Raw genomic sequence first — 22,882 nt, forward strand, 5'->3', positions numbered from 1 at the left:
CCTTCGTAACGGCAATTCCATTCTCACAATGACAATCCAGGAGCCTCTCATGGCGAACTCCCCATCCGACGCGTCCCGACGTCGGGGGCCTTCGGCGACCACCGTATTCAAGCTATTCGTGCCCAGCCTCGTCGGGGTGTTGATCTTCTTCGTGCCCATTACCCTCGGTGGCAAGACGACCATACCGCTGGATCACATGGTGACCGCGGCCCGGAGCCTGCTGGGCGAGGGCAGTGGCTTTTATGCCCTGGCGTTGATCGTCGCCGGGGCGCTCTATCCCCTGGTCAGGGGGACCTGGCGGCGCAGCCTGACGGAGCGTGTGTTCAGCGTGCTCAAGCTGGCCGGTGTGGCGGCGGCGGTGATGGCGTTGACCGGCTGGGGGCCGGCCTTCCTGCATGAGCCGGACATGCTGCCCTTTCTGTTCGACAAGCTGGTGATTCCGGTAGGGCTGATCGTACCGATCGGGGCCATCTTCCTGGCACTGTTGATCAGCTTCGGCCTGCTCGAGCTGATCGGCGTGCTGGTTCAGCCGGTGATGCGGCCGGTGTGGCGTACGCCGGGGCGCAGCGCGATCGATGCCGTGGCGTCCTTCGTCGGCAGCTATTCCATCGGTTTGTTAATCACCAACCGGGTCTACCAGGCAGGGCAGTATTCGGCCCGGGAAGCGGCGATCATCGCCACCGGCTTCTCCACGGTGTCGGCGACCTTCATGATCATCGTCGCCAAGACACTGGAGCTGATGGCGTTCTGGAATCTCTATTTCTGGCTGACGCTGGTCATCACCTTCGTGGTGACGGCAATCACGGTGCGGATTCCGCCTCTGTCGAGCATGGATGACAGCAAGCGGGATGGTGAACCGGAGGCCGTACCGGGGCGCCGCCTGGCCACGGCCTGGCGTACCGGACTCGAGGTGGCGGAGCGGGCGCCGAGCCTGCCGTCCAGTGTGGCGCTGAATTTCCGCGAGGGATTGCTGATGGCGATCAGCATCCTGCCGTCGATCATGTCGGTCGGACTGGCCGGGTTGCTGCTGGCCAAGTACACGCCGCTGTTCGAATGGCTCGGTTGGGCCTTCTATCCCTTCGTGGCCGTCTGGGGACTGGACGAGGCCGCCGCTCTGGCCCAGGCCTCGGCAGCGGGGCTCGCCGAGATGTTCCTGCCGGCACTGCTGATGGGCGATGCCGGACTGGCGGCGCGCTTCGCCGCCGGGGTGGTGTCGGTCTCCGCAGTACTGTTCTTCTCGGCCTCGATTCCCTGCATCCTGTCGACCAGCATTCCGTTGTCGGTCGGACGCATCGTGGTCGTATGGTTCCTGCGGGTGGCCTTGAGCCTGCTGCTGGCGGTACCGGCGGGTTACCTGGTGCAAGCTCTGGCCGGTTGATCGGCGTCAGGGCCGCGTCAGTTGGTATGCAACGAGGAGCGTAGCTTGTAGCGGTCGCCGGGGTGGATCAGGCGGGCGTAGCTGATCAGGTGATCTCCCGACCAGGTGCGCCGGATCATTCGCAGGCAGGGTTCGTGGGGGGCGATGTCGAGGCGTTGCGCGGTGTCGGCGTCGACCAGCACGGCCTCGACCACGTGCTCCACGTCGTTGATCGGGCAGGCTGCCACCAGAACCTCGTTGGGCGTGTGCTGCGTGAAGTCCGTCTCGAGGTAGTGGGGTACCCGGCTGGGGTTGACGTAGCGATCCTCAAGCTGGATGGGCACGCCGTCTTCGCGATGCACGATCAGGGTGTGAAAGACCCGGGCACCGTTGCGGACCCCCAGATACACCGAGATCTCGTCGTCGGCTTCCAGCGCTTCGGCACGCAGGACTTCGCTGGTATAGGCGTGGTCACGGCTGCGGACTTCCTCGGCGATATTGTGCACCTCGATCAACGAGGACTCGGCCTTGCGGTCGGTGACGAAGGTGCCGACCCCCGGCTGGCGTGTCAGATACCCTTTCTGTACCAGGTCGCGGATGGCCTTGTTGGCGGTCATGCGGCTGACGCCGAACTCCTCGGCCAGACGTTCCTCGGGGGGAATCCGATATTGCGGTGGCCAGTCGCCGCCATGAATCTTCTCCAGCAGGTGCCGTTGTATCTTGAGGTAGAGAGGCAGGGAGCCGGCCATGCGTTATCCTGTGTGTCCATTCCGGTGGAAACGGGAAAACCAAGAGGGGGCGGCGACACCCGCCGACCCGCCGTTCCAGGCACTTTCGGACAATGCCCAGGAGACCATGATGTCACGAACCGATCACCGGGGCACATCCCCGGCGTGTCTCAAGAGCCCTGCTGCCGCGCGCAATCGCGAGCCGATCCTCGCGGTGCTCGAGGAGGTATTGCCGGCGCGAGCCCGGGTGCTCGAGCTGGCCAGCGGCAGTGGGGAGCATGCGCTCCACTTTGCCACGGCAATGCCGGGCTGGCAGTGGCAGCCAAGTGACGTCGATTCGCACTCCCTGGCGTCGATCGAGGCCTGGCGCGAGGCGTCGGGCCCGGACAATCTGCTGGCGCCGATACGTCTCGATGCCACGGCTGCCTGGCCTGACGGGACGTTCGATGCCATCGTTGCCATTAACCTGATACACATTTCGCCCTGGGAAGTGACCGAAGCGCTGATGGCCCTGGCCGGCGAGCGTCTGGCGGCCGGGGGAGTGCTTTATCTGTATGGCCCCTATCGGCGCGAGGGTCGACATACGGCGCCGAGCAACGCCGCCTTCGATGAGGACCTGAAGCGACGCGATGCACGCTGGGGCGTGCGCGACCTGGAAACGGTGGTCGAGGCGGCCAATTCCCGTGGGTTGGTGCTCGAGACGGTCGTCGAGATGCCGGCCAACAATCTCAGCGTGGTGCTGCGCCGCCAATGAACGGAGATTGTGCAACCCCGGCAGCCTTGCGATGATGCCGGGCATGTCGATCAGCCAGTGAGTCGAGAGAGTGGACAAGTTCGAGGTGAAACTGGACCAGGCGGCGCGGGCGGCCTGGCTCTCCCATGTCGGAGGCTGTACCCAGGACGAGATCGCCGCCCAGCTGGGGGTCTCCCGCCCCGGCGTGCAGCGCCTGCTGGCGCTGGCGCGCCAGGAGGGCCTGGTCAAGGTCCACATCGATCATCCCATCGCGCAGTGCACGGCGTTGTCCCAGGCGATTCGTGATGCCTTCGACCTGGCGTTCTGCGATGTGGTGCCGGCCGATGCCGAGGCAGGGGAGGACAGTGCCCACTATCTGGCGGTGGCCGGCGCCGAACGACTCGCGCGCCTGCTCGAACGTTCCGAACCGTTGACTCTGTCGCTAGGTACGGGACGCTCGGTGCGGGCCACGGTGGAGGCGCTGAGACGATTCGATCGTCCGCAGCATCGCATCGTCTCGCTGGTGGGCAATATTGCCCGGGATGGCTCTGCCAACCGTTATGACGGTGTCATGGTGCTCGCCGACAAGACCGGCAGTGAACGCTTCCTGCTGCCCGCGCCTGTGGTGGCGGGCTCGGTGTCCGAAAAGGAGGCGCTGCTGGGACAGCCCCTGTTCCAGGCCATTGCCGAGGTGGCGCGTCAGGCCCAGGCGGCGTTCATCGGTGTGGGGCGTATCGATCGCCAGGCGACCCTGTTTCGGGATCACTTCATCAGCGAAGCCGAGCTGGATGAGCTGCTGTCACGGGAGGCGGTCGGCGAGTTGCTCGGCTGGCCGATGAATGCCGAGGGCGAACTGATCGATTGCTCGACCAGCCGGCGCGTCACAAGCCTGCCGTTGTCGATGTTCCGCGACCAGGAAATGGTGGCCCTGGCCGGAGGGCGGGGCAAGGCGCCGGCGATTCTCGCGGCCTTGCGTGGAGGCTGGTTGAAGAGTCTGGTGACCGACGAACAAGCCGCAAAATATATCGTCGAACACTTGTAGAGTGGCGAGCTACGAGATGCGAAACCCAAGTCTGTCCTTGACCTGGATCTCCGGCTCGACGTCACACTCCCGCATCCCACTGACCTTCTCCCCAGAAACCGGTCCACCCCAATATCGCCATACCGAAGAGCAGATCCACTGCCAGACCGCACAGTTCGCTGAGCTATATTCCACCTATAGCGTATGCCGAGCAGTGCACATGGAAAAGCGGTGTCTCACATTGAAAACGGGTTTAAATCGAGGGGGAAGATCAACTCGAAGAGCCTTTTGGCAGTGATGAAAATGATCGTCCAATAAATGCTCTGGTGAGAGCAATAGGGTGCAATATATTGTTCTCTCTTGGAGAGGGCAGCTTAACCCCTGTAAATGATATACTGTATTATAAATGATCAGCTAGCCCATCATGCATCTCAAGAAGATGGAGGAATGCAATGGCAGGCCTGAAAGGTGAAATATGGGACGTAATGCGTGCAGCAAGTGCAACACACCATCATCTGAGGAGCCGGTTGATGGCGGTCATGCAGGCCACCATTGTTGTCGATATCGCTGCCAGCATTGCCTTCTTCTTTCTAGAAAGAAACATGCCTAACACAGGCATACATAGCTTATGGGATGCTTTTTACTGGACAACCTCTCAGCTTTTGACCATCTCATCCACCATGCCTAATCCGGTCACTACCACAGGTGAGATCATATGTTTGATACTGGACATATATGCCATTACAGTAGTGTCAACGCTAGCCGGAATGTTTAGTGCATTCTTCTACCGCAGAGGAGAAGAGAGAGACCCATTGCACAAGAAATAAATGTTTGACATTGGGCGGAAAGCGGGTCTCCCTCTACGTTAATGCCTCTTGATATCAATAATCATAGCCTTCATCCACGACATCATGGCTGTTAACACTAGGGCGATAACGTGACAAATGAACTTTCCGAGTTAATCTGATGACTGGGCGAATCATCATCTCAATGCTGCCGATCAAAAATAGCCATGTTGCTGTGAAAGTTAGGGAAGGGTAGAAGAAGAATATGCTGCCAATAATAAACCACGTCCCTATCAGGATGTCATTGGCAATGCTTAATACTTCATATCGCTGCCTTATTATCAGCTCATCATGACCAATGTGAAATATCGCGACATCCGACTTTTGTTTGGAATCTTGATTGATTTTGCTGCTCATAAACACCTCGTTATTTCATGTAATATGTAGTCTCAAGCATGATAGGATAAGGCTGAGATATCATGCTGGAGATTCCCCGGCACGACGTACTCGAACAGGAATTGATTTATAAGACGGTGTTCCGCTGTCCTTGTCAATATAGTCAAGTGGGACAAGTCTGTTAGCTTCTGGGTAATAAGCAGCAATTGTTCCAGGAGCAATGCTATATTCAATCGCTGTCAGCCCATCATAATGAAGGGCTTCCCCATCCGATACAGTTTCGATGTTAACTAGATCACCTTGCTGGAGCCCTCTGTCCTGCAAGTCACTTTTGCTCATGAACAATACATCTCGCCGTCCAAATACGCCTCTGTATCGATCATCCATCGCATATATGGTCGTGTTGTACTGATCATGACTACGTATCGTTACTAATCGAAGGACATCATCTCCATGAACCTTTTTGTCAGCTCGTAAGCCATCGAATACATAAAATTCGGCCTTTCCAGAAGGAGTCTCCCACTTACGTTCAGTAGGTGGTAGGGGCATACGAAATCCGCCGGGAACACGGATGCGATCATTGTAATCATCAAACCCTGGAATTGTCTTTTCAATCAGGTCACGAATGTTATCGTAATCCGCCACCAGATCATTCCAAGGAACGTTACTTTCCGGTAAGGCATTAGCTGCTATTCCGGCCACAATAGCGGGTTCCGATTTCAAGTGCTCTGATGCAGGCTGAAGTTTTCCCGCTGAGGCATGTACCATTGACATCGAGTCCTCAACAGTGACGGACTGCGGGCCGGATCTCTGAATATCCTGCTCCGTTCTCCCCAAGCAAGGGAAAAGGTATGTCTCTTTGCCCACTAACAAGTGAGAACGATTGAGTTTCGTCGCAACATGTACGCTCAGATCAAGCGCCCTCATAGCTTGATAACTTTGAGCGGGGTCTGGTAAAGCAACAGCGAAGTTTCCCCCTAAACAGAAAAGGGCTTTTGAGTCTCTACGCACCATAGACTGCATAGCCTGGACAGCATCATGGCCCTGTTTTTTGGGTGCTTCAAAACCAAAGACGTGCTCAAGATTTTCAAGAAAAGATGCATCGGGCCTTTCCGTAATGCCGACTGTTCTATTTCCCTGAACATTCGAGTGTCCACGTAAAGGACAAATGCCCGCACCGGGTTTTCCAAAATTTCCCCGCAACATCAGCAAATCACAAATCAATCTGACATTGGCAGTCCCTTGATTATGCTGTGTTACCCCCATACCATAGCTCACAATAGTAGCGGACGACTTGGCATAAGCGGCTGCTACCATCTCAAGATCACTGCGACCTATACCGCTGACCGCTTCAATGTCAGACCATTTGGTAGCAGCTAGGTCGTCAACCAGTTCATCGAAACCTACAGTATGCCTATTAATAAAGTCATGATCGAGAACATCACCAACGGACTCCTCCATCTCCAGAAGAGATTTCATGATACCTTTGATAGCCGCAGCGTCACCTCCCGCCTTTACCTGAAAGTATGATGACGCTATGCGGGTCGATCCGTATGTAGCCATCTCAATCATGTTTTGAGGATCGGCGAACCGCTCAAGTGCACGCTCTCGAAGCGGGTTAAAGACCATTATCGGAACTTTGCGTCTTGATGCTTCATGAAGAGTCCCCATCATTCGGGGATGATTGGTTCCAGGGTTGTGGCCTATGGCAATGATAAGTTCACACTCATCAAAGTCATCTAATGATACGGTCCCTTTACCTATACCAATAGAGCGAGGCAAGCCAACGCTGGTTGCTTCATGGCACATGTTGGAGCAATCAGGGAAGTTGTTTGTTCCGTATTCCCTGGCAAACAGTTGGTAGAGGAAGGCCGCCTCATTCGAGGCTCTGCCAGACGTATAAAACTCTACGGCATCGGGAGGAAGTTTACGAAGTATTTCCCCAATCCTGTGAAAAGCATCTTGCCATTCAATGGCACGAAAGGTATCCGTTTCTTTATCATAAGCTAATGGATGTGTGAGTCTCCCCAAGTTTTCAAGCTCATAGTCAGAATACTCTAAGAGAGAAGTCACTGTATGAGATTCAAAGAAGTCCGGGCGAACTCGTTTTGATGTCGCTTCCCAAGTAACTGCTTTTGCGCCATTCTCGCAAAATTGGAAGGTCGACCGATGCTCTTTATCTGGCCATGCGCAACCGGGACAATCAAATCCATCTGGCTGATTCGTGCGTAGCAAAGTTAGGGGAGGTTTAATGGTCTCCATTTGCTCACGAACTGCAGTTGCTGTAGCTTTTAGTGCCCCCCAGCCCCCGGCCGGCCCTCTATAGTTTTTAATTCCTGGAATTTTTCGCTTGCCAACCATGATTTCTCCTCCTATATAATTCTATATAGCACTAGCAGGCTTAGAATATATATCCGGCTGTCGGTCAGCATTTTTTCTTATATTGTCGCCTTCATAACCCCAGTGCATCATGCTTTCCTGGCGGTCTTTATACCCATCAGCCTGGATAAGGGTAGTTGCCTTATGCGATGGGGTTCGACGCATTTGTTTAACGACATATGAATATAGATTCATATTTTTGGCTTGGGTGTGCCTTTATCCCATTGATAAAATAGCAGGATCTCATGGAATTATAAATATGATTATATTTTCATATTTATAATATTTTTCTTTTTGTTATGAAATTACATCGAGTATTCAGTCAGTTGCATCCATTTTATGGAGTCATCTCCATTACCCGCTTTCCCCTATTCATTCCTATCGGAACCTTCACGCTCCGTGATCTTCTCCCCAGAAACCGGCCCACCCCAATATCGCCATACCGCAGAGCAGATCTACTGCCAGGCCGCACAGCTCGTTGGGCTATATGCCACCCTGTAGCGTATGCCGAGCAGGGCGCATGAAGCAGCGGTGGCTAAATTGATAACGGACCCAAATTAGGAAAAAATCCTCGCATCCCGCATCCCGCATCCCGCATCCCGCATCCCGCATCTCGCCTAAAGTCTAAGCCTCCAGGCTTTGCGTTTTTGTCGACGCTATCCGATCATTTGATCAGTCGTTGATTTCATTGATCGGCAGTAAGCGGAAGGGCATCGGGGCTTCCCGTCGCCCGGAGACAACAACAATTCCTCCCCCGGGAGGCATCAACGCAACAGGAGCACGCCATGCAGCGTCATCGTCTACTTCCCCTGGCCGCCGTCGCGGCGCTGGGTGCCACGGCAGCCCAGGCCGAGACCATCACGGTGGCCACCGTCAACAACAACGACATGGTCATCATGCAAGGGCTGACCGAGGCCTTCGAGAAGTCGCATCCCGATATCACCCTGGACTGGGTGGTGCTCGAAGAGAACGTGCTGCGTCAGCGCATGACCACCGATATCGCCACCAACGGCGGCCAGTTCGACGTCATGACCATCGGCAGCTACGAGGTACCGATCTGGGCCGAGCGCGGCTGGCTCGAGCCCCTCGATGATCTGCCCGAGTCCTACCATGCCGAAGACCTGCTCAAGCCGGTTCGCGATGGCCTCAGCCATGACGGTACTCTCCATGCGCTGCCGTTCTACGCCGAGAGCTCGATGATGTATTACCGCAAGGACCTGTTCGAGCAGGCCGGCATCGAGATGAGTGAGCAGCCGACCTGGAGCGAGGTGCGGGAATGGGCCGGCAAGCTCCATGATCCCGACAACGAAGTGGCCGGCATCTGCCTGCGCGGCAAGCCGGGGTGGGGCGAGAACATGGCTTTCGTCTCGACCCTGGTGAATACCTACGGGGGCCGTTGGTTCGACATGGACTGGAATCCCGAGATCGACAGCCAGGCCTGGCAGAAGGCGATCTCCTTCTACGTCGATCTGCTCAATGATTACGGCCCCTCCGGGGCGAGTTCCAACGGCTTCAACGAGAACCTTGCGCTCTTCTCGCGGGGCAACTGTGCCATGTGGGTCGATGCCACCTCGGCGGCCGGCAAGCTGTTCAATGCCGATGAGTCCCAAGTTGCCGACCAGCTCGGCTTCGCGCCTGCACCGGTGGCCGAGACGCCGAAGGGCTCGCATTGGCTGTGGTCCTGGGCGCTGGCGATTCCGAGCTCTTCCGAGTCTCCGGAAGCGGCCAAGACCTTCATTCAATGGGCGACCTCGCAGGAATACGTCGAGCTGGTCGGCGAGCGCGAAGGCTGGACCAGCGTACCGCCTGGCACTCGCGAATCCACCTATGCCGATGAACGCTACCAGCAGGCAGCGCCCTTCGCCGACTTCGTGGTCGATGCGATTCGCGACGCCGATCCCCTGGATTCCACCCTCGAACCCAATCCCTATGTGGGCGTGCAGTTCGTCGGCATTCCCGAGTTCCAGTCGATCGGCACCCAGGTTGGGCAGATGATTGCGTCGGCCCTGACCGGGGAAACCAGTGTCGAGCAGGCGCTTCAAGCCGCACAACGTGCCACCGAACGCACCATGCAGCGTTCCGGCTATCTCGACTGACGCACCGGCACCATCCATGGCGGCGCACTCGCGCCGCCTCGGTCCAGTGCCGTTTGCGGTGTTCCAACCGACGAGTGACGACCCATGAACAAGACCCGAGCCTCCGGCCGCACTGTCGGGGGGCTGCGCACGCTGTCGCTGCAGGCTCCCGCGGTGACCCTGCTGTTGCTGTGGATGCTGGTGCCGCTGGGCATGACCCTGTGGTTCTCCTTCCAGCGCTACAACCTGCTGATGCCTGGCATGAAAGGTTTTGCCGGCTTCGAGAATTACCAATATCTGCTGACCGATCCCGCCTTGTGGTCGGCCATGGGGACGACCTTGCTGCTGGTGGGCTGGGTCCTGGCGATCACCGTGGTAGGTGGCACCCTGCTGGCGGTGCTGTTCCAGCAGGATTTCTTCGGGCGCGGCATCGCCCGTGTGCTGGCCATCTCGCCGTTCTTCGTCATGCCCACGGTCAGCGCCCTGGTGTGGAAGAACATGATGATGCACCCGGCCAACGGCGTGCTGGCCTGGCTCGCTGAGTCCCTGGGCCTGCCGGCGCTGGACTGGTTCTCCAGCCTGCCCTTGACCTCGATCATCATCATCGTCTCCTGGCAGTGGCTGCCGTTCGCGCTGCTGATCCTGCTGACCGCCATGCAGTCGCTGGACGACGATCAGGTCGAGGCTGCGCGCATGGATGGGGCCGGGCCGGTGGCAATCTTCTTCTTCATCACGCTGCCGCACCTCAAGAGGGCGATCAGTGTGGTGATCATGATCGAGATGATCTTCCTGCTGACCGTCTTCGCCGAGATCTTCGTCACGACCTCCGGCGGGCCAGGGCTGGCCACTACCAACCTGGCTTACCTGATCTATATCCGTGCCCTGCTCGACTTCGATGTCGGCACGGCGTCCGCCGGCGGGGTGATCGCCATCATCCTGGCCAACATCGTTGCCATCTTCCTGGTCCGCATGGTGGCCAAGAACCTGGAAGAGTAAGCCAGGCACGCTGAGGAGACGATTCCCATGACGACGACTCTGTCGACCAAAGACACGCCGGTGACCTCGGCCCGGGGGGATGCCGCGGCCCGAGCCAGGCGACTGCGCGGCTTCGGCATGGCGGTGCTCGGCTGGACGGTGGCCCTGGTCATCTTCTTCCCGATCTTCTGGATGATCCTGACCGGCTTCAAGACCGAGGCCGAGGCCATTGCCGAGCCGAGCCTGATTTTCACGCCGACCCTGGACAGCTATGTCGAGGTGCAGAACCGGGCCGACTACTTCAAGTTTGCCTGGAACAGCGTGGTGGTCGCCTTCGGCTCGACCCTGCTGGCGCTGCTGATCGCCATTCCATCGGCCTATTCGATGGCGTTTCTGCCGACCAAGCGTACCAAGGGCACGCTGCTGTGGATGCTGTCGACCAAGATGCTGCCGCCGGTCGGCGTTCTGGTGCCGATCTATCTGCTGTTCCGCGACATGGGGCTGCTGGACACCCTGACCGGCCTGACCATCGTCTACATGCTGATGAACCTGCCGATCGTGGTGTGGATGCTCTACACCTTCTTCAAGGATCTGCCCCGGGACATTCTCGAGGCGGGGCGCATGGACGGGGCGAGCACCCTGCAGGAGATCGCTTACCTGCTGTTGCCGCTGACGTTGCCGGGGATCGCTTCCACCGGCTTGCTGTCGGTAATCCTGAGCTGGAACGAGTCCTTCTGGAGCCTCAACCTGACAACCTCCCAGGCGGCGCCGCTGACCGCCTACATTGCCTCCTTCTCGAGCCCCGAGGGCCTGTTCTGGGCCAAGCTGTCCGCCGCCTCGACCATGGCCATCGCGCCGATCCTGGTGTTCGGCTGGCTCACCCAAAAACAAATGGTTCGTGGCCTGACCTTCGGCGCCGTCAAATAAAGAGGACAACGACATGGCAACCCTGCAACTCAACAGCGTCGTCAAGCGCTTCGATGAAACCCAGGTCATCCAGGGCGTCGACCTGGAGGTCAAGGACCAGGAGTTCGTGGTCTTCGTCGGTCCGTCCGGCTGCGGCAAGTCGACCCTGCTGCGCATGATCGCCGGACTCGAGAGCACCACCTCCGGGGATATCGTCATCGAAGGCCAGCGGGTCAACGACCTGGGGCCGGCGGAACGCGGCCTGGCCATGGTGTTCCAGAGCTATGCCCTCTATCCGCACATGACGGTGGAGGACAACATGGGCTTCAGCCTGCGCCTGGCCGGCGTGGACAAGGAGCAACGGCACCAGAAAGTGCTCGAGGCGGCCCGTATCCTGCAACTGGAACCGCTGCTGGACCGCAAGCCGAAGGCCCTGTCCGGCGGCCAGCGCCAGCGGGTGGCGATCGGCCGGGCCATCGTGCGCAATCCCAGCATCTTCCTGTTCGATGAGCCGCTGTCGAACCTGGACGCGGCCCTGCGCGTGCAGATGCGCATCGAACTGGCGCGTCTGCACGAGGAACTCAAGGCGACCATGATCTATGTCACCCACGACCAGATCGAGGCCATGACCATGGCCGACAAGATCGTGGTACTGCAGGGCGGGGTGGTGGAGCAGGTCGGCTCGCCCATGGAGCTCTATCACCATCCCCGCAACCGCTTCGTGGCCGGTTTCATCGGCTCGCCGAAAATGAACTTCCTGCCGGTGAGCGTGGTATCGGCGGGCAGCGATGGCGTGGAAGTCCGCCTGCCCGGCGGTGACACCACCCGAGTGCCGGTCGATGGGCGGACCTGCGGAGCGGATCAGGCGCTGACGCTCGGGATTCGCCCGGAACACCTGACGCTGGATGAAACGGGGCCCCTGCGGGGGCGCATCCAGGTCATCGAGCGCCTCGGCGGACAGACCTCGCTCTACGTGGAAATGGGCGATGACCTTCTGACGCTGATGGTGGATGGCGACGTGACCCATGGCGTGGGCGATGAGATCCGCTTCAACTTCGAGCCGCGGCGAGGGCACCTGTTCACCGATGACGATCTCGCGCTCGAGAGTCTCGAGCGCCATCCGCTGGCCTATCTGACGCGCCGGGACAATCGCGCCGCCAGTGATGCCGAGGCTTGAGGAGAGGATATGGAACGACTGATCTTCGATTGCGACGGTGTGCTGGTCGACAGCGAGGCGATCGCCGAGGCGACGCTGGTCGAGCGGTTGTCGGCATGGCTGCCCGACATCGATATCCAGGCGCGGCTCAGTGAAGCCCTCGGCTTGACCACCGAGGCGATTCTCGAGCGTCTCGAAACGCTCAGTCGCCATGCGTTGCCGGGGGATGCCCTGGGAGCCATCGACCAGGAGATCGAGCGGCGTCTGGCGAAGGAACTGCATGCCATCGATGGCGTCGCCGAGGTCATCGAGCGGTTGGGCATGCCGATGGCGGTGGTATCCAACAGTCACCGCGGGCGGGTACGTGACTCGCTGGCACATACCGGGCTGGATGCCCTGCTGGACGGGGCGCCGATCTTCTGTGCCGAGCAGGTGGCGCACCCCAAGCCGGATCCGGCCATCTATCGACTGGCCGCCGAGACGCTGGAGGCTTCAGCGGAGCACTGCCTGGTGGTGGAGGACAGTGTGGCCGGTGCCAGTGCCGCTCGGGCGGCGGGCATGACCGTGATCGGCTTCACCGGCGCCAGTCATGTGCCACCGGGCCAGGCCAAGCGTCTGCTCGACGCCGGTGCCTGGCGCGTGATGGGGCATATGCATGAATTGCCGTCGCTGGTGACGGCCTGGCGCAAGCAACGCCTTTCCGGTTGAACGAACACAAGGAGACAGCGTGATGAAGCTCGCCGACAAAGTGGCGGTGGTGACCGGTGGGGCGCGAGGCATTGGCCTGGCGATCGCCCGGCGTTACGTGGAGGAAGGTGCTCGGGTTGTAGTTGCCGATGTCGATGACAAGGCCATCGACGCAGGGCTGGCATCGCTGGATGCCGGGGAAAGGACCATCGGGCTGCGGCTGGATGTACGCGACAGGGCATCGATCGATGCCATGGTCGCGACGGTCATGGAGCGCTTCGGTGGCATCGACATCCTGGTCAACAACGCCGCGGTCTTCGATATGGCGCCGGTGCTGGAGGTGACCGAGGAAAGCTTCGACCGGCAGTTCGAGGTCAACGTCAAGGGGCTTTTCTTCACGCTCCAGGCGGTGGCGGCGGCGATGGTCGAACAGGGCCGGGGCGAAGCCATCATCAACATGACCTCCCAGGCCGGTCGACGTGGCGAGGCGCTTGTCAGTACCTACTGTGCCACCAAGGCGGCGGTGATCAGCCTGACGCAATCCTGCGGGCTGGATCTGGTCCGGTACGGCATTCGGGTCAACGCCATCGCTCCGGGGGTGGTCGATACGCCGATGTGGGAAGAAGTGGATGCCTTGTTCGCGCGTTACGAAGGACGGCCGCTCGGCGAGAAGAAACGGCTGGTCGGCGAGGCGGTGCCGATGGGGCGCATGGGCCGCCCGGAGGACTATGCCGGGGCGGCGGTCTTTCTGGCCAGTGAGGATAGCGATTATGTCCTGGCTCAGACGTTGAATGTGGATGGCGGTAACTGGATGAGCTGAAGACTTACCCGAAAACTGGCTGCGCTTGTCCATACGGCGTTAAAAATCGACTCAAACTGCTCATTTACAACACGTAAACTCCGCTTTTTCGTCGATTTTTGCCTTGTCTGGCCATCGCTCGCCGAGTTTTCGGACAAGTCTTGCTACTAGCTACACGAAGGTAGGTAGGAGACAAGCCGAAATGACTCCCAACATCCATGAGGTGACGACACGGGTGCTGGAGGCGGCGGGGGAGAGCCGGCGCTTCATCGTGGCCCTGGCGGGGCCGCCTGCCGCTGGAAAGTCCTTCCTGTCGGGCTGGCTGTGCCGCGAGCTGAATGCCCGTCAGGCGGGCTGTGCGGCGGTGGTGCCCATGGACGGTTATCACTACGACAACGCCGTGCTCGAGCCCCGGGGGCTGGTTCCCGTTAAAGGCGCGCCGGAGACCTTCGATTGCGCGGGGCTCAAGCACGATCTGCAGCGTATCCGTCGAACCGATGGCAGCGTCGCCGTGCCGGTGTTCGACCGTGCCCTGGACCTGGCGCGGGCCGGTGGTCGGTTGATCACGCTCGAGCACCGCATCGTCATCGTCGAGGGCAACTATCTGCTGCTCGACGAAGGTCCCTGGCCGGCGCTGCGTGATGACTTCGATTTCAGCCTGTTTCTCGAGGTGCCCGACGAGGTGCTAGAGGCCCGCCTGATCGAGCGCTGGCTGGGCATGGGGCAGGACCAGGCCGGTGCCGTCGAACGCGCGCGGCACAAGGACATGCTCAATGCCCATCTGATCAAGTCGCGCTCGGTGGCCGCCGATCTGCACTGGGCCGCGAGCGACTGAGCCCTCTTTTTTTACACGATGCCACCGTCAAGAGCGGCAGGAGACCCTTCATGACACGACTCAACAATGCCAACCTGGACCGGCTGGATGCCGGGATCGATATACCCGACTATGCGCGTGAGCGGGTCACGCCGGGTATCGTGCATATCGGCGTGGGGGGCTTTCATCGTGCCCATCAGGCGATGTATCTGGACGCCTTGATGCGGCGTGGCGAGGCGCTGGACTGGGGAATCATCGGCGTTGGCGTGATGCCCGGCGACCGCCGCATGCAGCAGGCGCTGGCCGCTCAGGATCATCTGTATACCCTGGTGGTGAAACATCCCGACGGTAGCCTCGAGCCGCGGGTTATCGGTTCGATGATCGATTATCGGTTCGCGCCGGAGGATCCGGCGGCAGTGGTCGAGGCCATGGCCGATCCGGCCATTCGCATCGTCTCGCTGACGGTGACCGAGGGCGGTTACAACGTCCATCCGGTGAGCGGCGATTTCGACCTCGATGATCCCGACGTACGCCATGACCTGGCCGAGCCCGAAGCGCCACGTACCGCCTTCGGCCTGGTGGTCGAGGCCCTCTATCGGCGTCGGCAGCGGGGCCTGGCGCCGTTCACGGTCATGTCCTGCGACAACATTCAGGGCAATGGCGATGTGGCACGGCGCATGTTCGGGGCCTTCGCGAAAGCTCGCGACCCCGGGCTGGGTGCCTGGGTCGAGGCCGAGGTGCCATTTCCCAACTCCATGGTCGATCGCATCACGCCGGTGACCACGCCGGCCGACATCGAGGAGTTGTCGAGCCGTTTCGCGCTCGAGGATGCCTGGCCGGTGGTCTGCGAGCCTTTCACCCAATGGGTGCTGGAGGATCGCTTCGCGGTGGGGCGGCCGAGTGTCGATCGGGTCGGTGTGCAACTGGTCGAAGATGTCGAGCCCTATGAGTTGATGAAGCTGCGCTTGCTCAACGCCAGCCATCAGGCGCTGTGCTACTTCGGCTATCTGGCCGGTTACCGCTATGCCCACGAGGTCTGCCGGGATCCGTTGTTCGTCGACTTCCTGCTGGATTACATGGTGAACGAGGCCACGCCGACACTGGCGCCATTGCCCGGCGTCGACCTGGAAACGTACCGGCGGACCCTGATCGAGCGTTTTGCCAATCCCGAGATCAAGGACACCCTGGCACGCCTGTGCGCCGAGAGCTCCGATCGCATTCCCAAATGGCTGTTGCCGGTCATTCGCGAACAGCTGGATCGGGGTGGTGACGTGCATCGGGCAGCGGCGGTCGTCGCCAGCTGGGCACGTTATGCCGAGGGGGTGGACGAGAGCGGCGAACCCATCGAGGTGGTGGATCGTCTCAAGGACTCTCTGATGGCAGTGGCCGAGGCGAATCGCGAATGCCCGACGGCCTTTATCGAACAGCGCGAGCTGTTCGGCGAGCTGGCCGATCAGCCACGCTTTCGTGATGCCTATCGGCGAGCGCTCGAGAGTCTGCACGAGCGGGGCGCACGCGCTACCCTTGAGGCGCTGGTTCGAGCTTGAGGGAGAACGGGATGTACATCGGCGTGGATTGCGGTACCCAGAGTACCAAGGTAGTGGTGGTGGACGTGGAGGCCGGGCGCCTGCTCGGCGAGGCGAGTCGTCCCCATCGACTCGACGAGGGCGAGAACGGTCGCCGTGAGCAGCGCCCCGAAGACTGGATCGCCGCTTTCCGCGGTGCCTTCCAGGCCGCCGTGGCCGAGGCGCGCATCGACCCCCGTGACGTTCGCGCCATCGGTGTTTCCGGACAGCAGCACGGCATGGTGGCGCTGGACGATACCGGCGAGCCGCTGTACCCGGCCAAACTGTGGTGCGACACCGAAACCGCCGCTCAGAATGATGCCCTGATCGAGCGGCTCGGCGGCGAGGCCGGTTGCCTGGACAAGCTCGGTCTGGTGCTGCAGACCGGCTATACCGCCTCCAAGGTGGCCTGGCTGCGTGAAACCCGGCCGGAGGTCTACCGTCGTATTGCCACCCTGTTGTTGCCCCATGACTATCTCAACTTCTGGCTCACCGGTGAACGGGTGGCCGAAGCAGGAGATGCCTCGGGGACCGGCTATTTCGATACTCACCGCCGGTGCTGGCGACATGACGTCTTCGCCGAGATCGCCCCGGAGCTCGATGCCGAGCGAGTGCTGCCGCGGCTGATCGAGTCCGACGAACCGGCCGGCGTGGTGCGACCGGCATTGGCCCGTGAGCTGGGGCTTTCCGAGGGTGTGCTGGTAGCCAGTGGGGGAGGCGACAACATGCTCGGCGCCATCGGCACCGGCAATATCGCCCCGGGCCTGGTGACCCTGAGCCTGGGCACGTCCGGTACGGTATGCGCCTATTCGGATGAACCCGTGCCCGTGGAAGATGCCATGGTGGCCAACTTCTGTGCCAGCAGCGGTGGCTGGTTGCCGTTGATCTGCACCATGAACGTGACCTCGGCGACCAATCGGGTGCGCGAACTCTTCGGGCTCGATCTGGTGGGGTTCAATGACCAGCTCCATCGGGCGCCGATCGGCGCCGAAGGCGTGACGACCCTGCCGTTCTTCAACGGCGAACGGGTGCCGCCGTTGCCCCAGGCGTCGGCCAGTTTCCTGGGGTTGACCAGCGTCAATACCACGCCGGCCAACCTCTGTCGGGCAGTGGTCGAGAGCGCCACCTTCGGTATGCGCTATGGCCTCGAGCGGCTCGGCAAGCTGGCGGCGGGGGCCAGTCAGATCCGCCTGATCGGCGGTGGCGCACGGAGCCCCGTGTGGCGACAGATCGTCGCCGATGTGACGGGCACGCCGGTGGTCTGTCCGCAGGTGACCGACGCGGCGGCGCTGGGGGCGGCATTGCAGGCGGCCTGGTGCGACCGACGGCAGACGACCAGTCTCGCCTCCCTGTGCGAGCGGCTGGTGCACCTCGATCAGGCGGCGGCCGCCGAGCCGCGGCCGGCGAACGTCGAGGCCTATCATCAGGCGTATGGTCGCTACCGCGAGGCCCTGCAGCGGCACCACGGCATTCCCGCTACTCCCTGATTCCCGATATCTCATGAGGAGAAACGACATGACCTCGCGACTCGATGCCCTGAAAGAACACTCCCTGGTGGTGGCCGATACCGGCGACCTCGAGGCGATTCGTCGCTATCGCCCTCAGGATGCGACCACCAATCCCTCACTGTTGCTCAAGGCGTTCGACATGGACGCCTACCAGTCGTTGATCGATGAGGAGCTGGCTGCCATCGAGGGCCGCGACGACGCGGCCGTGGCGCGGGCGGTGGATCGGCTCGCCGTGGCCAAGGGCTGCGAGATCGCCAGACTGATTCCGGGGCGCGTTTCCACCGAGGTGCCGGCGTCCTTGTCCTTCGATACCGAGGCCAGCGTGCGCAAGGCGCATGAGCTGATCGAGGCCTACGACGCGCGTGGAGTGGGTCGCGAACGCATCCTCATCAAGCTGGCCTCGACCTGGGAAGGCATTCGTGCCGCCGAGCGCCTGGAGCGGGAGGGCATCAACTGCAACCTGACCCTGCTGTTCAGCGATGCCCAGGCGCGGGCCTGCTTCGATGCCGGCGTGACGCTGGTCTCGCCCTTCGTGGGGCGCGTCACCGACTGGTACAAGCAGGCGACCGGTCGCGATTATGGGCCCGAGGAAGATCCCGGCGTGCGATTCGTGCGCGGTGTCTGTCGCCGCGTGGTGGAAGGCGGCTTCGATACCGTGGTGATGGGGGCGAGTTTCCGCACCGTCGACCAGGTGCTGGCACTGGCCGGTTGCCCGCGTCTGACCATCTCGCCGGCATTGCTCGAGGAACTGGCATCGAGCGAGGGCGAGGTGGAACCGGCGGTCACGATGGATGGCGAGGCCGGTGCTCGCCCGACGCCGATCGACGAACCGAGGTTCCGCTGGGAACACAACGCCGACGCCATGGCCAACGACAAGCTGGCCGAGGGCATCCGCCGTTTCGCCGAGGACCACGATGCCCTGGCGAAGCGTATCGCCGAGCGGCTTAACGCTGCGTGACATCCTGTCGAGCCGGAGAGCTCCGGCTCCCTCATCTCAATCCCGACGGTCTTCGGGCACCTCGCCGGGTACGCGATAGCGCGGCCCTTCCTGCTGGCGTTCCTGTTCGGTCTTGGTTTCGTCCTCGGCGGGCACGCCCCACACCGTTTCGCGGCTGCCGTCCGGCCAGGAATAGGTAGTGCAGCCGCTCACCAGCACGGTTGCCAGCATGAGCGAGGCGAGCAGTGAGGATTTCGCGAGTTTCATGGGAGTCTCCTGAAGACGGCCCCGGAGGGGCGAGACAAGGCGTATATCGTCGATCTTAAAGGACACTAACGCTGGCGAATACTGTTCCGCGATGATATCGATGGCAAAGATGTTTTTAGCAGGCTAATAAATCTGCTAGCATTACCGCCCTTTAAAACGCCGGTGGTTCTGACCGACCGGGGTAGCTAGTGCTTACAGGAATCCATTGATGTCTCCAGATCAGCGTTTTGCACGCTGGGTCCGCGCCGCGGTCGTGGCCTTTTGCGTGCTGTTCGTCTATTTCGTGCTCGCCGACACCTACATGCCGATGACCCCTGAAGCGCGGGTGTTGCGTCCGGTGGTGCAGGTCGCTCCCGAGGTTGGAGGTCGCGTTCAAGCCGTGGCCGTGGAGAACAACCAGCGTGTCGAACAGGGCGATGTGCTGTTCGGAATCGATCGCGATCCTTATGAGCTGGCGCTGCATGAGGCGCGCCTGGCGCGGGAAGCGGCCAGGCGCGACAATGCCTTGATCGAGGCCGATCTGGCTGAGGCCCGGGCCAACCTCGAGTCGGCCCAGTCGACCGCCGAGGAATTGACTTCCGAACGCAAGCGAGCCGAGTCGCTGCTCGAGCGACATGGCATTTCGCGCCAGGAGTTCGATCGTATCGCCGCCGATGAGCGCGAAGCCCGGGCCTCGGTGAAGGCGGCACAGGCCCGTATCCGTTATCTGACGGTGCAGCTCGGTGATCGTGGCGCGGGGAACCTGCAACTGCGCCAGGCGGATAATGCCATCGAGCAGGCCGAACTCGACTTGTCGCGTACCCTGGTGCGTGCCGAAAGAGGTGGGGTGGTGTCCAACCTGCAGTTGCGCGAAGGCGACTATGCCACTCAGGGGCAGCCGGCGCTGGCGCTGGTGGGGGAGCAGCTCGACCTGGTCGCCGATCTCCGCGAGAAGAGCCTGCGCCATGTGCGGGAAGGTGAGCCGGCGCGGGTGGTGTTCGATGCCTTGCCGGGCAAAGTCTTCAAGGCGCGGGTGGCGTCCAGGGATGCGGGGGTGAAAGCAGGGCAGCTCGCGGCTGACGGCAGCCTGGCGGATATGCCGGCCACGGATCGCTGGGTGCGTGATGCCCAACGGGTGCGCCTGCACCTGGAGGTCGAAGACCCGCCCGAGCCCCTGCCGGTCAGCGGCGCCCGGGCCACGGTGCAGCTGTTGCCTGAGGCCAACCCCCTGGCGGGCCTGCTCGGCGGGTTGCAGATTCGTCTGATGTCCTGGTTGCATCATGTCTACTGAGCCGCGGCCAGGCACGACCCTCGCAGGGCTCGGCCATGGCGTGCGTCGCCTGTTGGCTCGCTCGGTGGGACTGGTGATGCCGCATCGCGGCGATGGGCCGGGCCTTGAGCAGGGGGAATCGCGCTTCAGCGCCAATGATCTGCGTCAATGCCTGCGCATCGCCTGCGGCGGGGCCATCGGCTTTGTGATCAGCCATCTGATGGACTGGAACTACGGGGTCTTCTTCACCGTCTTTCCGATGTTCATGCTGGGCATCATTCCGGCGTTCAATGCGCATGTCGTGCGTCAGTTCCTCGGCAATGCCTGTCTCAACGTGGTCGAAGTGAGCCTGGTGGTCGGGCTGACGCAGCATATGCCCGTGGTCATGACGGGGATCGTGTTCCTGCTGTTCTATGCGCGTTTCCGGCTGATGGCCAAGGGGCCGCTGTTCGTGTTCGGCGCCAACGGCGTTCTGACCCTGAGCGTGCTGATGCACTTCGCCAGCTATCCGACGCTCGATCTTGCCGATCTGCTGGCCAGCAATCTGGTGGCCAGCGTGCTGGCCGTGCTGATTGCCGCCGTGATGTACTGGGTGTTTCCCGACGTCGCGCCGCGCCAACGGCCAACGGCGGTCGAGAAGTCGGCGGCTCTGGTGCGCCACCAGACGTTGATCGGTGCGATCACGGCAACGCTTTCCTTCGTGGTATTCCAGACGTTCGATCTGCGCGACTCCCTGTCGGCGCAGATGGCAACCATCCTGATCCTGTTCTCGCTGGGCTATCACGGTGCGCGGGTGTCCGCCGTCAAGCGCGCCGTGGGCACCCTGCTGGGCTGCAACATGGCGATCATCCTGCAACTGGTGCTGTTCACCCAGAGCGATCATCTGCTGCTGGTGCTGGTCAGTTACTGGATCGGCCTGATGCTTTTCGCCCGGGTGCACCTGCTCGAGGGCGGAGGTTCCGGGGTAGGCTTCGGCGGCCTGACGACGCTGGGCATTCTCTATGGCCAATACCTGGGACCCAACCAGGACTTTTTCTACGATGCCCTGTACCGCTTCAGTTCGATGAGCGTGGCACTGGTCGCCACCCTGGTGGTAATGGCGGCGCTGCATCGCCTGCTGAATGCGTCGTCACTGACCCGGGCGCACTGAGCGTCAGCCGGATACGGCCAGCCAGAGCGGCACATGGACCACCATAGACGGCTCGATGAGAATGGCGAGTGGGACGGACGCGGGCCATCGCGGGCTTATCCTTCATCATGTCCTGGAATGGCCCGGGATCATGGAATGACAGAAGGAATCATGGAATGGATATGACGCTCGTCGAGCACATGTGGATCGCCGTCGTCGTACAGCTTGGGCTGGCGTTTTTTCTAGGGCTTAGAGGGGCGGGAGTGGCGGCCGTGATGGTGTTTCTCGGCAGGGAAATCGCCCAGAACGAATATGAGGCCTTGCGGCTTCCCGAGTTCGCCGACATGAACCTGGCCACTCTGCCCTGGTGGGCGGGACTACGGCATGGCTGGGGGCTGGGATCGGTGCTGGACGTCGCCGCCCCGGCGCTGGCCTGTAGCCTGGTGCTCGTTCTGTGGCGTGCATGGCGGAAGTGGCGCTAGGTGGCGCTCGGAGGGGCCTTCCTACGACGGATATTCCACGACTTTGTCACCAGGTGTCGCTATCTTGCCACAGGGCACGGGCCTTTCGACTTGCTACCATGGGGGCATCATCCTCTGTTGGAGACCCCTTATGCGCGCATTGTCACTGTTATTCGGCGCTATCGTCATCGCCGGCCTGGCGGGTTGTAGTTATCAGCCCGCCCGCCTTACCCCGGAACCCCTGATAGAGATTGGGGATGGCGGCCACCACCATGGTGGCCATGGTCGAGGTTTCTGTCCTCCTGGCCAGGCCAAGAAAGGACGTTGCTGACACGCCAGGGCGCCAAGCACGATACGATCGATTTACCCTTGAGCCAGGCCCAGCGAGTCGCAGACTTGCTGGGCAAGCATGTCAGGTTCCTGTATAGACTCGATTGCTAGAACTGGACATGAGCGTTCGGCCAGCCAGGCGTTGTGCCGAGCCAGGCTCCTGCCCTCCATTCCACCGTCATCATACTGGGCGGCCCATTCGAGAAATGCTGGATCGACAGCTCCGAATTGCTGGATGTCCCGGTGCTTGATGCGCTCCAGACGTGTCCGGGCAGGAGCGGTGAGAAAGACGATCGCATCAAAGGCGTCCTCGATGTCTTCTCCCCAGGACATGACCGATCCTGCAACGACGAGAAAATTGGCATCGCGGATAGTCTCGCTCATCATTTCCCGACGTTTTTCCTCCGAGCGCTTTTTTTGAAAAGGGGGAGTCGTGTCGAGCCAGTAGATGTCGTCGGCTTCCTGAAACACAGCGCCAAGTCGGGTCGCGAGCAATCTTCCCAGTGTCGAAGTTCCGGACCCGGCGGCACCGGTCACGAGTATCCTCATGGCTATTGCCCTATAACGTGGTCAAGATGTGGCCTTTCTGGCGCCAGTCCCGAGACAGCATTCGAGTGATGCACTC

23 protein-coding genes are annotated in these 22,882 nt (G+C 61.0%); 17 read left to right on the forward strand and 6 right to left on the reverse strand.

Annotated elements, in window-relative coordinates; genetic code table 11:
* Positions 1-49 precede the first annotated feature (49 nt).
* On the forward strand, positions 50-1,378 hold the full coding sequence (locus HELO_RS08105) for a YjiH family protein (protein WP_013332235.1): 1,329 nt from the start codon (positions 50-52) through the stop codon (positions 1,376-1,378).
* A 17-nt stretch (positions 1,379-1,395) separates the two neighbouring features.
* On the opposite strand, the gene hutC is transcribed toward HELO_RS08105, so the two are convergent.
* A complete protein-coding gene (gene hutC / locus HELO_RS08110; RefSeq protein ID WP_013332236.1) occupies positions 1,396-2,106 on the reverse strand; it encodes a histidine utilization repressor in 711 nt (236 codons plus the stop codon).
* Positions 2,107-2,215: 109 nt separating this feature from the next.
* Between hutC and HELO_RS08115 the strand changes: the two genes are divergently transcribed.
* From HELO_RS08115 to HELO_RS08125, 3 genes are all read left to right on the forward strand, one after another.
* Positions 2,216-2,839 carry a DUF938 domain-containing protein gene (locus HELO_RS08115; protein ID WP_041602011.1) on the forward strand — a complete coding sequence of 208 codons (624 nt, stop codon included), beginning with the start codon at positions 2,216-2,218 and terminating at the stop codon, positions 2,837-2,839.
* Between the two features lie 70 nt (positions 2,840-2,909).
* Positions 2,910-3,860 (forward strand): sugar-binding transcriptional regulator, encoded by a 951-nt coding sequence (locus tag HELO_RS08120; protein WP_013332238.1) that lies wholly within the window; start codon positions 2,910-2,912, stop codon positions 3,858-3,860.
* Positions 3,861-4,291: 431 nt separating this feature from the next.
* Complete coding sequence (locus tag HELO_RS08125; protein WP_157953408.1) at positions 4,292-4,666, forward strand: hypothetical protein; 375 nt, start codon at positions 4,292-4,294, stop codon at positions 4,664-4,666.
* Between the two features lie 54 nt (positions 4,667-4,720).
* On the opposite strand, the gene HELO_RS08130 is transcribed toward HELO_RS08125, so the two are convergent.
* The gene (locus HELO_RS08130; RefSeq protein WP_041602013.1) at positions 4,721-5,041 is read right to left on the reverse strand and encodes a YrhK family protein; all 321 of its coding nucleotides are present in this window, start codon (positions 5,039-5,041) and stop codon (positions 4,721-4,723) included.
* 60 nt (positions 5,042-5,101) lie between these two features.
* Positions 5,102-7,381, reverse strand: coding sequence for an FdhF/YdeP family oxidoreductase (locus HELO_RS08135; protein WP_109637405.1), 2,280 nt, complete (start codon positions 7,379-7,381; stop codon positions 5,102-5,104).
* 803 nt (positions 7,382-8,184) lie between these two features.
* Between HELO_RS08135 and HELO_RS08140 the strand changes: the two genes are divergently transcribed.
* The 10 genes from HELO_RS08140 to tal all read left to right on the forward strand — a co-directional run bounded on the left by HELO_RS08140 (position 8,185) and on the right by tal (position 18,842).
* A complete protein-coding gene (locus HELO_RS08140; protein ID WP_013332239.1) occupies positions 8,185-9,495 on the forward strand; it encodes an ABC transporter substrate-binding protein in 1,311 nt (436 codons plus the stop codon).
* Positions 9,496-9,579: 84 nt separating this feature from the next.
* Positions 9,580-10,470 carry a carbohydrate ABC transporter permease gene (locus tag HELO_RS08145; protein ID WP_013332240.1) on the forward strand — a complete coding sequence of 297 codons (891 nt, stop codon included), beginning with the start codon at positions 9,580-9,582 and terminating at the stop codon, positions 10,468-10,470.
* A 117-nt stretch (positions 10,471-10,587) separates the two neighbouring features.
* The gene (locus HELO_RS08150; RefSeq protein WP_109637630.1) at positions 10,588-11,376 is read left to right on the forward strand and encodes a carbohydrate ABC transporter permease; all 789 of its coding nucleotides are present in this window, start codon (positions 10,588-10,590) and stop codon (positions 11,374-11,376) included.
* Between the two features lie 13 nt (positions 11,377-11,389).
* A complete protein-coding gene (locus tag HELO_RS08155; RefSeq protein WP_013332242.1) occupies positions 11,390-12,532 on the forward strand; it encodes an ABC transporter ATP-binding protein in 1,143 nt (380 codons plus the stop codon).
* Positions 12,533-12,541: 9 nt separating this feature from the next.
* A complete protein-coding gene (locus HELO_RS08160) occupies positions 12,542-13,219 on the forward strand; it encodes an HAD family hydrolase (protein WP_013332243.1) in 678 nt (225 codons plus the stop codon).
* 22 nt (positions 13,220-13,241) lie between these two features.
* Positions 13,242-14,018, forward strand: coding sequence for an L-iditol 2-dehydrogenase (locus HELO_RS08165; RefSeq protein WP_013332244.1), 777 nt, complete (start codon positions 13,242-13,244; stop codon positions 14,016-14,018).
* A gap of 181 nt (positions 14,019-14,199) precedes the next feature.
* Entirely contained in the window at positions 14,200-14,832 is a 633-nt protein-coding gene (locus tag HELO_RS08170; protein WP_013332245.1) for a nucleoside triphosphate hydrolase, read from the forward strand.
* 50 nt (positions 14,833-14,882) lie between these two features.
* A complete protein-coding gene (locus tag HELO_RS08175; protein WP_013332246.1) occupies positions 14,883-16,358 on the forward strand; it encodes a mannitol dehydrogenase family protein in 1,476 nt (491 codons plus the stop codon).
* 11 nt (positions 16,359-16,369) lie between these two features.
* Complete coding sequence (gene xylB / locus HELO_RS08180) at positions 16,370-17,863, forward strand: xylulokinase (RefSeq protein WP_013332247.1); 1,494 nt, start codon at positions 16,370-16,372, stop codon at positions 17,861-17,863.
* Positions 17,864-17,891: 28 nt separating this feature from the next.
* Complete coding sequence (tal, locus tag HELO_RS08185; RefSeq protein ID WP_013332248.1) at positions 17,892-18,842, forward strand: transaldolase; 951 nt, start codon at positions 17,892-17,894, stop codon at positions 18,840-18,842.
* A gap of 36 nt (positions 18,843-18,878) precedes the next feature.
* On the opposite strand, the gene HELO_RS08190 is transcribed toward tal, so the two are convergent.
* Entirely contained in the window at positions 18,879-19,088 is a 210-nt protein-coding gene (locus HELO_RS08190) for a hypothetical protein (protein WP_013332249.1), read from the reverse strand.
* 208 nt (positions 19,089-19,296) lie between these two features.
* Here HELO_RS08190 and HELO_RS08195 point away from each other — a divergent pair, with 208 nt between their 5' ends.
* From HELO_RS08195 to HELO_RS08205, 3 genes are all read left to right on the forward strand, one after another.
* Positions 19,297-20,358 (forward strand): HlyD family secretion protein, encoded by a 1,062-nt coding sequence (locus HELO_RS08195; RefSeq protein ID WP_013332250.1) that lies wholly within the window; start codon positions 19,297-19,299, stop codon positions 20,356-20,358.
* Positions 20,348-21,487, forward strand: coding sequence for a DUF2955 domain-containing protein (locus tag HELO_RS08200; RefSeq protein ID WP_013332251.1), 1,140 nt, complete (start codon positions 20,348-20,350; stop codon positions 21,485-21,487). The genes HELO_RS08195 and HELO_RS08200 overlap by 11 nt, the downstream gene beginning before the upstream one ends.
* A 155-nt stretch (positions 21,488-21,642) precedes the next feature.
* Positions 21,643-21,948 carry a hypothetical protein gene (locus tag HELO_RS08205; protein WP_013332252.1) on the forward strand — a complete coding sequence of 102 codons (306 nt, stop codon included), beginning with the start codon at positions 21,643-21,645 and terminating at the stop codon, positions 21,946-21,948.
* 148 nt (positions 21,949-22,096) lie between these two features.
* On the opposite strand, the gene HELO_RS19140 is transcribed toward HELO_RS08205, so the two are convergent.
* Both HELO_RS19140 and HELO_RS08215 read right to left on the reverse strand, forming a co-directional pair.
* Entirely contained in the window at positions 22,097-22,261 is a 165-nt protein-coding gene (locus tag HELO_RS19140) for a hypothetical protein (protein ID WP_157953409.1), read from the reverse strand.
* Positions 22,262-22,290: 29 nt separating this feature from the next.
* Complete coding sequence (locus HELO_RS08215) at positions 22,291-22,794, reverse strand: AAA family ATPase (RefSeq protein ID WP_157953410.1); 504 nt, start codon at positions 22,792-22,794, stop codon at positions 22,291-22,293.
* Between the last annotated feature and the right edge of the window lie 88 nt (positions 22,795-22,882).

Origin of the sequence: Halomonas elongata DSM 2581, assembly GCF_000196875.2 — a bacterium.
Lineage (GTDB): Bacteria > Pseudomonadota > Gammaproteobacteria > Pseudomonadales > Halomonadaceae > Halomonas > Halomonas elongata.